Origin of the sequence: Thalassovita mediterranea (genome assembly GCA_019448215.1) — a bacterium.
Lineage (GTDB): Bacteria > Pseudomonadota > Alphaproteobacteria > Caulobacterales > Hyphomonadaceae > Henriciella.
On record CP080408.1, the window covers coordinates 269252 to 283129 of the forward strand.

The following is a 13878-nucleotide window of genomic DNA, read 5'->3' on the forward strand; positions in this document are numbered from 1 at the left end:
CTTTGGGCGCAGACGATTACCTTTCGGACCTGTTCAAAGGAGGCATCCGCCCATGATCCGCACGCTCATCCTCTCAGGCTCACTCGCCCTGCTCGCTGCATGCGGCGGCGCTGGCAGCAGCGAACAAGACAAGGCAACCGGCTTCATCACGCCGGGGGCAACCGTTCCTGAAAGCGCCGAGCGCGGCGAAGATGGCGTCCCGCGCGATGATTATGGCCGCCCCTATGACTACAGGTTTCTCAGCCGTGAACTTCCTGCCTTTACCGGCACGATGATTTCAGGTCCCCTCTTCTCCACGCAGGAGCTTGAGAACCAGTGGACGCTCATCGACGTCTGGGGGCTCTGGTGCGGCGACTGTATGGCCGATGCACCCTATGTCGAAGAACTCTGGAACGAGGTAGCTGGCAGCGATGAGCTGGCTTTCCTCTCGATCCACACACCGCCGAATGCCCAGCGCGCGGACGAGGCTTTCGGCCGTTACGGCTCGGTCGAAGCCTATTTCGAGGAGAAGGGATATTCCTATCCGACCATCGTCGATGAAGATGCCTCCATCCGCGAGACGCTCGGGATCGCCTGGACGCCGAGCTATATTCTCGTCGCCCCGGACCTCACCGTACAGGGCTTCCGCTCTGAACTCGCCGCTGCGGACTCAGACGATCCGGTGGCTGATCTTCTCGCCGACATCGAAGAGGTGAAAGCGTCCTACACGCCCGGCGCACCGCGTCCTGTCGAAGACTGAGGCGGCGACTTTAGAGGCTGGACGAGAAGCGGTAGCGGGTTCTGGTCGCCCGCGTCTCTCCAGCTGTCCTGCCCGATCTTCATCGCTTCATGGCCGGCCGCGGGCTGAGCCTGATACACCCTGAAGATACGGTCCCAGATCGACAGGCAGAAACCGAAATTCTGGTTTGCCTCGGCGCGGTGAACCGAATGATGCACCCGGTGCATGTCTGGCGTGACAACCAGCTTGCGCAGTACGCTGTCGATGCGCGGCGCGATCTTCCAGTTGGCGTGATTGAACTGGGCGAAAGCATTGAGGGCGACTTCAAAGCCGAACGCCGCCCAGGCCGGGATACCGAACAGGAAGACAACTGCCCCTTTCCAGACCAGCGAGACGATAATTTCTGCCGGGTGGAAGCGAAGCGCTGTCATCACGTCGATATGCGGGTCCGAATGGTGGACGCGGTGCATGCGCCAGAGAAAGGGCACATGGTGCATGGCGACATGCTGGGCCCAGACGGCAAGATCCATGACCAGGAACGCGGCGACAGCGACCAGCCAGACCGGCGCGTCAAACAGGTTGAGCACGCCAAACCCGGCCTCGTCCGCCAGAAGCGCGATGCCCGCAAGCCCGGCAGGCAGTACCAGCCGACCGATCACGGCGCCTGCGATGAAGATCGCACCTGCCCCCGGCCAGCGCTGCGCACGGGGAAGCGCCGCTTCGCGCCGGGGCGCCAGCATCTCCAGAAGGACGAGCGAGACGAAAACGCCCGCAAAAACACCCATGCGTATGAAGGTTTGTTGGTCCAAAACCTGCCCGTTCGTAGCTTATAGAGCCAATATGAGAGCTCCCGCCCTCAATTGAAGCGCTATGGCCTGCAATGCCGCAGGCCATGAAGTTTTTCGCTTCTGGCGGATACGCGCATCTTTGACGCGCGTTTCATCCCGACTAGTGTAAACTGGCCCTCCTACTCCTGCTGGCGGAAAGACTTTTCATGCTTCACCCATCGACAAAGAAACTCATCGACAGGCTGGCAGAAATGACCGCCCTCAAGCAGATCGACTGGGCAGAGACCGAAGATGGCGGCGTCGTCTACGCGACAGAGGGCTATTCCGTCCACCTGACCGACACTCCGCCTCAAGTCGTATTGGCGACTGAGAAAGGCAAACTGCTTGAGGAGGCGTCAGAAGGTCTCCTCAAGGACACGCCTCATGAAGAGCACGGCAATTATGGCGACCTGATCATCGCCGTCGTCAAGGAAGCGTCCCGCATCGCGAAGGGGACGGAAGCGGCTATCGATGCGCTGCTCGCAGGATTGAGCGGCCAGTCACCAAACAAGCGCAAGTCAGATAGTGCCCCGGCTGCGACAGACGCCAAGACAGCCGTCGACGACGAGGATGAGGGCGAGCCCGACCTCCCCGTCGATGAAAGCATCCCGCCACGCGCCCTCCTCGAAGACGAACCTGAAGAACGCCTTCATGCAGGCTTCGACGAGGACGATGTCAGCGGCGCGGTCGCAAGACTGGCCGATGAAGTAAACGGCCTCGGAAAAGCCGCGCGCGCTAGACCGGACACACAAAAAGAGAGTACGGCAGACGCCGACGCCCCATCGCCTGATGTCTGGGATGAGGCAGGCCCTGACGAAGGCAGCACGGAAACGGCACCGCAGGCGAAGAGCTACATTCCTTTCGGCCTTGGCGGCACGCAGGTCGCAGGGAGTGATGCATCAGAAAGCACGGCTGAAGATACCGACAGCGACGACGAAATTGAATCAGAACTCGGCGCAGCCTCGACGGGCATGACCGTCCCGAACGGCAGCGATCATGATGTGTCCATCGGCTATGACGAGGAAAATGAGCCGGGCGACGCCCCGCTTAGCTATCCGCTGAACCTGAAGGGCTTCCGCTCGCGGATCGATCCTGCGGCACCTGCAGCGACACCTGCTACTTCAGAGGATGAGGCCGACGGTCCAGACCCGGTCTCTTCGGCAGACCTTGATGCTGTCTCCCCTCCCGCCGAAGGCAAATCCAGCGGAGACGCCGATATCGAACTCTTCGATGAGGGCGAAGAACCTGCGCCTCAGCCAAAGCCTTCAAAGGCGAAGGACGAGGACAAGAAATCCGAGCGCCCGAAGAGACGCAAGTCCCGCTTCAATCCCTGGAGCTGAGCGCGCCTAGCTGTCCCCAATGCCGATGACACGAACCCGCACCTCACTCGTGCGACCATCCTCATCGACGGCGCGCACCTCATAGAAACCTGCGCGTGTCGGCTGCCAGATTGGCAGTCCCGCATCATCAATGTCCGACGGCTCGCCATCAATGAACCAGCGAAGTTTGCCTTCTCCGCGACCGGCAAACACGAACGGGCGCGCCGGTGCGCCATTGATCTCGCCTGACCAGAGTTCTGCGTCCTTTGGCGGGAAGAGGATGTGCGGCGCCTCTGCGCGCGAATGATCGAAGGATGTCAGCGCGCCGTCGGCTTCATGCTGTCGCTCTGGCATCAGGCGCGCGCCTGCATCGCCGTCACCGCCGAGGTGGTAGGCGGCGCGGTCTGCAACCTCGAACAGAATGGGCAACGCGGCGGTGCGCCCTGTCTCACCCGGGCGCGGTGCCCCGTCGGCGCGGCCCACCCAGACGACGATGGCGTGATCGCCCGAGACCCCAGCTGCCCAGGCATCGCGGAAGCCGTACGACGTCCCTGTCTTGAAAGCGACCTGCGGCGCATCCGCTGTCAGCCTGCCGGGCATGCGTCCTTCCGGCGTCGGCGCGCGGCGCAGGATGGACAGGATCTCGCCCGCGCTTTCAGCTTCCATCATGCGGAAGCCTTTCGCCGCGCGGCTTTCCGCTTCCTCCTCAGCCGTCCAGACCAGCGGCTTGGCACGGCCACCATCGCCCAGCGCAGCATAAAGTATCGCAAGCTCCCTCGCGGTCAGCCCTGCCCCGCCGAGTGCCAGCGCAAGGCCAAACTCATGATCGGCCCCGCCATAAATGCGCGGCGGCGCCCCGGCGAGCGCCAGAGTTGCGGCAAACCGCTCGGGCCCAACCCGGTCCAGCGCCAGCACAGCAGGCACGTTCAGCGAATGCTGGAGCGCATCGGACACGCGCACATCGCCCCTGAAGGTGCGGTCGAAATTGTCCGGCTGATAGGAGGCGAACCGCTTTGGCAGGTCGGCAATCCGCGTCGAGGCGCTCGCCTCGCCATCATCGAAGGCCATGGCATAAATAAAAGGCTTTAGCGCTGAGCCGGGTGAGCGCGCCTGCGCCGTCAGGTCCAGCCAGCCGCCCGCAATGTCCCGCGACGCAGACCCGACAGCGGCCCTCACGGCGCGGGTCGGAATATCGACCACTAGGATTGCAAGCTGTGTCTCACGGCCTGCTTCCTTCGCATGGGCGAGCGCCAGCGCCTCCATCTCGGCCTGAAGGCGGGCGTCGAGGCTCGCGCGGACGTCGCCGCGAACGTCGCGGGCTGCGCGCGCCGTCGCATGCCAGGCCTCGGACGGGAAGGCATAGGCCCCTGTCGGCATCTGGCTGGTACGTGCCTCTTCAGCCCGGCCCGCGTCGAGATAGCCAAGCCGCTCCAGCTTGGCGACAATCGCCCGGCGGCCCGCATCGGCGCCTTGCGGCCGAAGGTCCGGCCGGCGCACTTCAGGGCTTTGTGGCAGGGCAATCAGGAGCGCGATCTGATCGTCGGACAGCCGGTCTGGTGAGCACCCGAAATAGCGCCAGCTCGCTGCTCGGATGCCCTCAATATTGCCGCCATAGGGCGTCAGGGTGAGGTAGAGCTCGAGGATTTCTTCCTTGCTCAGCCGCGCCTCGATCTGGTGCGCCCTGAACATCTCGATCAGCTTCGATGGAATGGTCCGCGGGCGCGGCTCCAGAAGGCGTGCCGTCTGCATGGTGATGGTCGAGCCGCCGGATACGACGCGGCCCGCGAGCGCTGAACTCCATGCGGCGCGAACCATGCCGGTCCAGTCGACGCCGCCATGACGCCAGAAACGCTGGTCCTCAACCTCCAGAAGCGCCTCGATAAAGACCGGGTCTACGTCTTCAAGACGTGCCTGAAAGCGCCAGTAATTGTCCGGTGTGGGAATGGCACGAAGTGGCCGCCCGCGCCGGTCACTGACCATCTGGGAGACGGTTTCGCCGCGCTCAAGCGGTGGCGGAAAAATCCTGTCCAGCGCGAACAGGACGGTCAGCGCCGCCGCAATGGCAATCGCTGACCGTTTCAGCCAGATCATCTCTGCCCGCCAGTCGCCGCATTGGCCGTGCTGATCGTCACGCGGCCCGGGGCTGAGCGCGCGAACACGTCAGGCCGGTACATGTCTTCAGCGGTCACACCCGGCATCACGAACTCGCCCGGCGTGACTGCGCGCACGACATAGGCAAGGCGCACAGCTTCATTGCGCACATCGATCGCGGCAACAAAGCGGTCATCGCGCGCTTCCGCCGTCTTGGCCGCGTCGATCTCACCGGCCCAGGCGAAGGCGCCATTGGTGTCACCATCGCGGGCGCCGTCGGCAGGCTTCAGAACCGTTTCGATCTCAAAGCCTGCAGGCAGAAGATCCGCCACGATGACAGGGTTTGTCCGGCGTTGCTCCGGCGTGATCTGAACAGTTACAACCAGCTGGTCGCCTTGATCGACATCGCCAAGATCGACCGCACCGCCAGTCAGCGTGCGCACCTGTTTGGTCACGCGAAGGTCAGACGAGACGGCAGGCGGCGGCGAAGATGGCGCACCGCGCACCATCACGGTGCGGAACATGGCCGGCCCGTTCTGGCCGAGCGTGAAGCTCACTTCGCCGCGGGCCTGCTCATCGCTGAGCTGATAGCGCCGGTCATTATTGTTGCCATTGCCAAGCCCTTCGACCACCATGCGGTAATCGTCGCCGCCATCATTCATGGAATTGACGGCGAGCAACGCGAACGCCTTCTCCTGCGTCGTCAATTCGCTCGGGTCCGGTGCATCATCACCCAGCTGTTCTGCAAGACGCGCGACGACATCGTCAAAGTCGGCTTCCGCCGCCAGCGCGATAATGCCGGTCAGGTCACGCAGCGGCGTCTGATAATAGTCGCCCGTGTTCTGATATCCGAGGGCATCTTCGGCGGCCTCGAAAGCGCTGTAAGCACGTGACCGGTCACCCATGAAGGCAAGCGCGGCGCCAAGATGCGCACGTGCAAGCGGGCTCTCGATCCGCTCCAGCTCGCGGTCATGGAGGTAACGAAGACGGCTGATATCAGCGCGGCCTGCCTTGGCCAGCACATAGAGCGCATAGGCAGACGCACGGCGCATCAGCTTGGCTTCAGTGTCGTTGTGCCACTCGCTCTCCCAGACATCGGTGTCATAGCCATAGGCGCGCCAGGCATCGCCCTGCGCCACGGCCCGCATCGATTCAAAGGCCCGCTCCAGTGCGACTTCCGGCACTTCATAACCTGCCTCGCTTGCGCGGTAGACGAAGTCAGTCGTGTACGCGCCCAGCCATGGCGAGGCATTGCGGTCACCTTCGCGCCAGAGGCCAAACGCCCCTTCTGCAGACTGCCGGTTCAGGACAGCGCTTACCGCTTCCTGTATCCGCGCACGGGCCGGTTCACGTGATGTCTCGTCTGCGCCCATCGCCACCAGCTGCTCTGAATAGAGAAGCGGCAGTGCCCGGCTCACCGTCTGTTCGGTGCAGCCATAAGGATAGCGAGCAAGCGAGGCATAAAGCGCGTTCGCGTCCAGCGGCAGGGTCGAGAATGTGACCGAGACATAGCTCGTACCCGGCACATAATCCTCGAGAAGGTCCTCGGGGATTGCCCAGCTATCGCCCGGCTCCATCATCGCCGTCGAGATCTGCGTCGCCGGAAGCCATGGAGAGCGGGACTCGATCTCGTAATGGCGCACGACGCTGTAATTGTCCGGCCCCGACACGTTGAGGCGGAGATCCGAGATTCCTGTCTCGCCTGCTGAAATCCGCAGCCCCTCATCGACACGCTGGCCGGATGGAATGGTCCGCGACAGTTCGGTTGCCGCAACACTGACAGGCTCACTCGCGTCCAGCGACGCGGTGAAGGTGCCATCATCCAGCTCGATATTGTCAATCGAGACGGTCGCCACAGCCTCATCACCCGGCGCGAGGAAACGCGGCAGGATCAGGTCAGCTGGCGCAGGGTCCCGCACCGTTAGCGGACGGCTGGCTGAGCCGAGACCGTTCTGCGACCAGACCACCGCCATGAGGCGAAGCTCACCATTGAAGTCAGGCACATCGAATGTCACACGCGCCCGTCCGGACCGGCCCACATCGACCATGCCGGAGAACAGCGCCACAGTCTTTGTCGGGACCACGGAAAGTCCTTCGCCACCAAGCTGGTCGCCGCCCGTCCGCACTTCTGCCGGAAGCCCCATGTTCGGGTCGAGCAGGCGACCATAATCGTCAAAGATATCGACGCCGAGCGACTTCTTGCCGAAGTAGTACGACACCGGATCAGGGCTCTGGAATTTGGTGAGTTGCAGGATGCCTTCATCAACCGCAGCCAGCGTCAGATAGACATTCTCCCGCGGGCCATCGCCCAGTTCGACCTCAATCGTCTGCTCACGGCGCGGGCGGACCACTTCTGGCGCGTTGATCGCGACATCGAAGGTGCGCTCATCCATGTCCAGAGGCACATAGCCGACACCGACAGCACGCCGCGGCTTTGCCTGCAGCACAGGGTCGCGCGGCGTGTAAACGTTGACGAGGACATAGGCGCCCTCGCCCCACTCAGCCGTCACTGGCAGGGTGAACTGCGTACCTTCCGCCGACACGTCCCGCGTCTCGATGCGAAGGATCTTGTCGGTCGCAACAACGATCTGCGCCTCGCCATCATAAGGCGGGATCACCGTGATCGCGGCAGGACGCCCCGGAACAATGGTCTGCTCCTCGACGATCACTTCGACGCGGTCAGGTGCCTCCACGCCGTCATCGGACACAGAGCCACCCCAGCCGACATAGAAGCCGGTGCTGGCTTCAGCGTCGCCATTCACATCGGATACGATGAGTTCGTGTTGGCCCCAGTCGAGGCCATCAACGCTAATCGTCTGCGTCGTGCCATCTGTCTGCACCACGCCTTCATTGACGGTGCTGACCGTGCGCGAGCGGCGCCAGCGCCACTGGCTGCCATCGCGGTACCAGTCGTAGTGATAGTCGATCTCGATCACGCGCCAGTTCAGCTCAGTGTCGATAATCTCGCCGCTTGCGCTGACAGCGGCCAGCTCAAATGCTGCCGGGCCATCACGGTCGGCGCGGCCGTCAAAGTCCTTGCGGATGCCGACATAGTTGTCGCGCGGCCGGTAAGGGATGCGCACGCTCTCTGTGACCGCACGTCCGCCCGGCTCTAGCACGCTGACATTTGTATTGAGGCGCAGCGGGCGCGAGGAATCGCTGCCCCGGTCGCCCGGATTGAGACGCACCACAGCGCGGCCTGCGCCATCGGTCGTCTGCGGCTCAAACTCGACGATACGCTCGCGGAATTGCTCGTCGGCACGCCCGAAGGTGAAGCCGTTCAGCGCCTCGAACGGACGAGGGTCAGCTTCCAGCCTCGCCTGTCCCTCAACCGTCAGGCCAGCGCCGGGCGCGCCATAGAGGAAACGCGCCTCAACCTCGATCTCGCGTGTGCCACCGGCTGCGATGAAGCTCTCTTCTTCGCCGTCCAGTTCGACTGCGATACGCTGCGGGACGAAATCCTCGACAGAGAAGCGCAGCGAACCGGCCTCACCTGCCCCATCAATCGTCAGGACCGCGCGCCACATGCCGCGCGATGCCGTCCGCGACAGTTCATAGTCCCAGACAAGCGCGCCTGCCTCGGCTTCGGTGAAGCGCATCCGGTCGGCTTCGACACCGTTCGGACGGTAGATGACGATCTGGCCAGCACGGTTCGTCACAGCCGAACCACCGCGGTCACGCATCATCGTGGTCAGGTGCACGGTCTCACCCGGACGGAAGATGCCGCGATCAGCATAGAGATAGCCATCAACCGGACCGGGCGTGACGCGCCCACCCGTCTTCATCTCGGACAGGTCGACTGGCGCACGCGAAAGGTCGAGAACAGCAAGGTCACCCTTGGCCCCGAACGCCATGATCATGCGCGGCGCGGAGTTGCCCTCACCGGCCAGCAGCGGGGATTCAAACCGCACGCGGCCATCTTCGCCAGTCTCGGCTTCACCCAGAACTTCGTTGTTATAAGCGATCAGCTGAACGCGCGTATTCGGCAGGACTTCACCGTCCTGCAGTGAGCGCAGCGTGACATCCATCCCGTTTTCGGCGCGGTAGGCTGTCAGCGCGAGATTGGTCAGCATGATCCAGCGGCGGGCCGATGCGGCCGGGCCGTCATAATCGTCGAGTTCCTTGGCGTCCTTCAGCTCCACGAAATAGGACCCGGGACGAAGTTCACCGATGACGTCCTGAAGCGGGAAGACGGTCGTGACCGGCGCATTGGTGACATTGTCGATATCCATGCTGCCCGACCAGACTTCAGTCGAGACATCGCGCGGGTCTTCCTCACCATAGAGATAGGAATAGCGGCCCTGCGCGGCTTCATCGCCCTGGCTGATCGACTTGAAAGCCAGCGCGCGGTCATTCACGCGGTAGACGCTGATCTCGACCGCATCGACATTGACCGTCTCGATTGCAAGACCATCGGCATCATCGCGCGGCAGGATCACGCCTGCGCCATCAAAGCCGACATAGGCCGGGCGGTCCTCAAAGCTGATCTGGACTTCTTCCTCGCGCTCAATCGTGCGGCCATCAGCGCTTGGTAGGCCTTCCAGGATCGTCGCGGTGTACCCGCTCGCAAAGTCGAGGCCTTCAAGGCAGAGCTCGCGGCCCTCAACCGCAAAGGCCGGACGCACGTCAGACTGCATCCGGATATAGGTGGCATAGTTGATTTCAGGGTCGAGCGGCTGGGAGAAGACGAGGCAGGCACGCGGGCTGACACCGCTCGTATCTGGGGCATAACGGAAATAGACGAAGCGGTTCTCTTCTGCCTCTGCGAGGGCCTGGCGCTCTCGTTCGCGGCGCTCGGCAGCGGCCTGTGCAGCACGTGAACGCTCGACGACTTCACCGCCGGCGGTTTCCGGATCGACAGGTGCTGGCGGCTCATCCCCGATGCCGCAGGCGACGACCATGGCCGTCAGTCCACCCAGTACCAATCCCCGCGCCTTGTTGGTCCACCCTGCCATCCCTGCGTCCTCCTCCTGGTGCGTTCCCACTCTTTACAGGAGTTTGCTATGCCGCGAACAGGGCCAGATTGAGACTTTTTAAGGATTTACGAACTGTCTGAGCGGGTCGATACGCTGATCTTGGGTGCGGGCGCCGCAGGCCTCTTCTGCGGCGGGCGCCTTGCTGAACGCGGCGCGGACGTCCTGGTGCTCGATCACGCCAAGCGCCCGGCCGAGAAAGTGCGTATCTCTGGCGGCGGGCGTTGCAACTTCACCAACATCGACACCAGCCCCGCCAACTTCATCTCCGCCAACCGTCATTTCGCCAAATCCGCACTGGCCCGCTATGGCCCGTGGGACTTCTGCGACAGGGTCGCCCAACGTGGCATCACCTGGCACGAAAAGACGCTCGGCCAGCTCTTCTGCGACCAGAAATCCGGCGCCATCATCGACATGCTGGTTGATGAGCTGACCGCCCCCGGCGGCAGGATGCAGCTAGAGACGAGCATAAGCGAAATCGCTCACCGCGATGGCAGGTTCGAGGTCACGACGTCGAACGGCCCGGTCAGTGCCGCGAACCTTGTTGTCGCTACGGGCGGACTTTCCATTCCAAAGATGGGCGCAAGCGGCCTTGCCTATGACATTGCCCGCCAGTTCGGACATGACATCATCCCGACACGCCCGGCGCTCGTCCCGTTCACCTTCTCTGGGGAGCTGAAAGACGCCTTCTCAGAGCTTTCGGGCGTCTCCTGCATGGTCGATGCGAAAGCGGGCGGCGGGCCTGATTTTCATGAAGCGATGCTTTTTACCCATCGCGGCCTCTCTGGCCCGGCCATGTTGCAGGCATCCACCTATTGGCGCGAAAGCCAGCCTGTCGAAATCGATCTCGCGCCCGGTGACCCGGTACTGGAAGACCTGCGCGCGGCGCGTGAAAGCCAGCCGCGCACCAGCGTCTCCAGCTGGCTCGGCAAACGCTTTCCGGCGCGTCTCGCGAGCTATATCGCCAGCTGGCCAACCATGGCTGCCAACAAGCAACTCGCCCAGCTCTCCAAGGGAGAGATGGACGATATAGCGGTCACGCTGAAGAAATGGCGGGTGGTCCCTGTCGGCACGGAAGGCTGGCGCACGGCGGAGGTCACCTCAGGCGGCATCAATACCGATGGGCTGTCTTCCCAGACGATGGAAAGCAGGAACCAGCCCGGCCTCTACTTCATTGGGGAGTGCGTTGACGTCACCGGCTGGCTTGGCGGCTATAATTTCCAATGGGCCTGGGCCAGCGCCGACGCCTGCGCGAAGGCGATCGCCTGACCTAATGTTCTGCTGAAGTTTCCAGCCCCGCCAGGATCTCGTCGCCTGCACCGGCACCGGCGCGGGCCTCCATGATTTCACGCACCTTGCTATCGATCTTAAAGGCGATCAGCCACTGACCGGTAATGTTCGGGTGAATGCCATCAGGCTGGATCGGCGAAAGCCCCCGCTCCTTCAGTGCGATCATGTCGGGCACAATGTCGATCAGGTGAGCATCCGCCTTGCAGTCGGCGATCTCTTCATTGGCTGCCTTTTCGAAAGTGGAGTTCATCGTCACACCGTCGATTGGAACTGACCAGCGATACTGGTCCTCATTCTCGATGGCCAGGGCGCCCGGCGCGATGTCGTCATACGTGTTTACGTACAGCACATCGACGTCATAGGCGCAGAGAAGGGTCCGCAGGCTTCTCAGCATGAGATAGTATTCAGCTGGATTGTTATTATGCTCGCCGGCATCGCTGATCACGATGAAGTCGTCATCGAACACCTGGCCATTATCGACCCGTGCATAGACCGTGTTGCCCTTGGGGTCCGTTGTGTACGGCAGACCTGTCCCGCCAGCGTAACCGGCCCAGTAATCGTCTTCTGCAATGAATTTGAGCATCGATGCAGGAGAGCGCAGCGGCCACAGGATCTCGCTCTCGACCTCTTCAGGGGAATACTGGTCAGGAAACTTTCTGAGCGCATAGCCGCGCATGATGCTGTCGCCGAAGAGGTGAACCACCGGCAGGCCTGGCGTGCGATAGTTCGCCATCCGCACATAGTTTTCATCCTGCGGCCCGGCTTGCGCCACAGCCGGAGCAGCGGCGACCAGCGTGGCAGCGGCCAGTGCAGACAATAGACGAAGTGCTGACATCATAACCCTCGAAACCTCTGTCGAAACGAGAAGCCGGCCGACATCCCCTCACCCGGCTTAACCATGAGTTCAATCCATCTGATAGCTGCAAGTGTTACGGTTTGTCCATGCAGCTTGCGCTGCTGGCCTGTCGGCAGGTCATTCAAATCCTCTATGGGCGTGCGCGCTATTATTAATGCAACACATGCGAGTATCCCGGCGTTGCGGGAGTTCCAGATCTCAGAAGGAGCTCCCCAAATGGCCGATAATAGCAAGAAGCTGACAACGACATCCGGCGCCCCGTGGCCGAACAATCAGGATTCCCTGACCGCCGGTGAGCGCGGCCCCCTGCTGATGCAGGACTACCAGCTCATCGAGAAACTCGCCCACCAGAACCGGGAGCGTATTCCAGAGCGGACCGTCCACGCAAAAGGCTGGGGCGCGCATGGCGAGCTCGTCATCACCGAAGACATCTCGAAATATACCAAGGCCAAAGTGCTGCAGAAGGGTGCCAAGTCCCCGCTCATCGCGCGCTTCTCAACCGTTGCTGGTGAGCGCGGCGCGGCTGACCATGAGCGCGATGTGCGCGGCTTCTCGCTGAAGATTTACACTGAGGAAGGCAACTGGGACATGGTCGGCAATAACACGCCGGTCTTCTTTGTTCGTGACCCGTACAAATTCCCGGACTTCATTCACACGCAGAAGCGCCACCCCAAAACCAATATGCGCTCCCCGACCGCCATGTGGGATTTCTGGTCACTGAGCCCCGAAAGCCTGCACCAGGTCACCATCCTGATGTCTGACCGCGGCCTGCCGACGAGCCCGATGCACATGAACGGCTATGGCTCGCACACTTTCTCGCTCTGGAACGATGAGGGCGAGCGGTTCTGGGTTAAATTCCATTTCAAGACCGAACAAGGCCACGAGCACTACACCAATGACGAGGCCGAAGAAGTCACCGGCAAGACCCGTGAGGGTTATCAGGAGCGGCTCTTCAACGCGATCGAGGACGGCAAATTCCCGCGCTGGAAATTCCAGATCCAGATCATGCCGGAACTGGAAGCCGAGCAATGCGACTTCAACCCGTTTGACCTCACCAAGGTCTGGCCGCACGCTGACTATCCACCAATTGATGTCGGCTATTTTGAGCTGAACCGTAACCCGGAGAACTATTTCGCGGAAATCGAGAATGTCGCTTTCTCGCCGTCGAACATCGTCCCTGGCATCTCGTGGAGCCCTGACAAGATGCTTCAGGCGCGGATCTTCTCCTATGCCGACGCGCACCGCTATCGCCTCGGCACGCACTACGACCAGATCCCGGTCAACCGCCCGAAGTGCCCGGTGCATCACTATCACAAGGATGGCGAAATGAACGTCTATGGCGGCATCAAGACGGGCGATCCGAACGCCTATTACGAGCCGAACTCCTTCAAGGGGCCGGTCGAAGTGCCAGAGGCGCAGGAGCCGCCGCTTCGCATCAGCGGCGATGCAGACCGCTTTAACCACCGCAAGGAAGACGACTACTCACAGGTGCGCGTCCTCTTTGAGAAAGTGCTCGAGGATGATGAGAAGGAGCGTCTCTTCATGAACATTGCCGGCACGTGGGGCGCTGTGCCCGAAGAAATCTGCGAGCGCCAGCTTGCAGAATTCAAGAAGGTTCACCCCGACTATGAAGCCGGTGTCCGCAAGGCTTGGGAAAAGGTCAAAGCTGACGGCGACTACAAGCCGAACGCCGCGCCGGTCACCGACAAGACCCCACAAACCGTCCCAGCCGAATAGCGGCTGGACTTGCATCCTGCTTGTCGGCGGGCGGCGTATCTGGCACTTGCCAGTATATGCCGCCCGT

The 13878-nt window shown here is 62.1% G+C and carries 8 protein-coding genes; 4 read left to right on the forward strand and 4 right to left on the reverse strand.

The features are described 5' to 3' along the window. Window positions 1-52 precede the first annotated feature (52 nt). Complete coding sequence (locus KUV46_01335; GenBank protein ID QYJ01049.1) at window positions 53-739, forward strand: TlpA family protein disulfide reductase; 687 nt, start codon at window positions 53-55, stop codon at window positions 737-739. Here KUV46_01335 and KUV46_01340 read toward each other — a convergent pair. Beyond that, entirely contained in the window at window positions 703-1503 is an 801-nt protein-coding gene (locus KUV46_01340) for a sterol desaturase family protein (GenBank protein ID QYJ01050.1), read from the reverse strand. The two genes, KUV46_01335 and KUV46_01340, sit on opposite strands and share 37 nt — an antisense overlap. A 209-nt stretch (window positions 1504-1712) precedes the next feature. Here KUV46_01340 and KUV46_01345 point away from each other — a divergent pair, with 209 nt between their 5' ends. After that, window positions 1713-2885 carry a hypothetical protein gene (locus KUV46_01345; protein QYJ01051.1) on the forward strand — a complete coding sequence of 391 codons (1173 nt, stop codon included), beginning with the start codon at window positions 1713-1715 and terminating at the stop codon, window positions 2883-2885. 6 nt (window positions 2886-2891) lie between these two features. Here KUV46_01345 and pbpC read toward each other — a convergent pair whose 3' ends face one another. Continuing rightward, window positions 2892-4955, reverse strand: a complete 2064-nt coding sequence (gene pbpC, locus KUV46_01350) for a penicillin-binding protein 1C (GenBank protein ID QYJ01052.1) — start codon at window positions 4953-4955, stop codon at window positions 2892-2894. Next, a complete protein-coding gene (locus tag KUV46_01355; protein QYJ01053.1) occupies window positions 4952-9910 on the reverse strand; it encodes an alpha-2-macroglobulin family protein in 4959 nt (1652 codons plus the stop codon). Before KUV46_01355 ends, pbpC begins: the two co-directional genes overlap by 4 nt. Window positions 9911-10003: 93 nt before the next feature. On the opposite strand from KUV46_01355, the gene KUV46_01360 reads away from it, so the two are divergent. Next, window positions 10004-11197, forward strand: a complete 1194-nt coding sequence (locus KUV46_01360; protein QYJ02332.1) for an NAD(P)/FAD-dependent oxidoreductase — start codon at window positions 10004-10006, stop codon at window positions 11195-11197. A gap of 1 nt (window position 11198) precedes the next feature. On the opposite strand, the gene KUV46_01365 is transcribed toward KUV46_01360, so the two are convergent. Then, window positions 11199-12056: an SGNH/GDSL hydrolase family protein gene (locus KUV46_01365; GenBank protein QYJ01054.1), complete on the reverse strand. Its 858-nt coding sequence runs from the start codon at window positions 12054-12056 to the stop codon at window positions 11199-11201. A gap of 234 nt (window positions 12057-12290) precedes the next feature. Between KUV46_01365 and KUV46_01370 the strand changes: the two genes are divergently transcribed. Beyond that, entirely contained in the window at window positions 12291-13811 is a 1521-nt protein-coding gene (locus KUV46_01370) for a catalase (protein ID QYJ01055.1), read from the forward strand. Window positions 13812-13878 lie beyond the last annotated feature (67 nt).

Bases quoted from the DNA above. Each gene is read 5' to 3' on its own strand.
- KUV46_01335 (QYJ01049.1), top strand. From the start codon at position 53: ATGATCCGCACGCTCATCCTCTCAGGCTCACTCGCCCTGCTCGCTGCA.
- KUV46_01340 (QYJ01050.1), bottom strand. From the start codon at position 1,503: ATGGGTGTTTTTGCGGGCGTTTTCGTCTCGCTCGTCCTTCTGGAGATG.
- KUV46_01345 (QYJ01051.1), top strand. From the start codon at position 1,713: ATGCTTCACCCATCGACAAAGAAACTCATCGACAGGCTGGCAGAAATG.
- pbpC (QYJ01052.1), bottom strand. From the start codon at position 4,955: ATGATCTGGCTGAAACGGTCAGCGATTGCCATTGCGGCGGCGCTGACC.
- KUV46_01355 (QYJ01053.1), bottom strand. From the start codon at position 9,910: ATGGCAGGGTGGACCAACAAGGCGCGGGGATTGGTACTGGGTGGACTG.
- KUV46_01365 (QYJ01054.1), bottom strand. From the start codon at position 12,056: ATGATGTCAGCACTTCGTCTATTGTCTGCACTGGCCGCTGCCACGCTG.
- KUV46_01370 (QYJ01055.1), top strand. From the start codon at position 12,291: ATGGCCGATAATAGCAAGAAGCTGACAACGACATCCGGCGCCCCGTGG.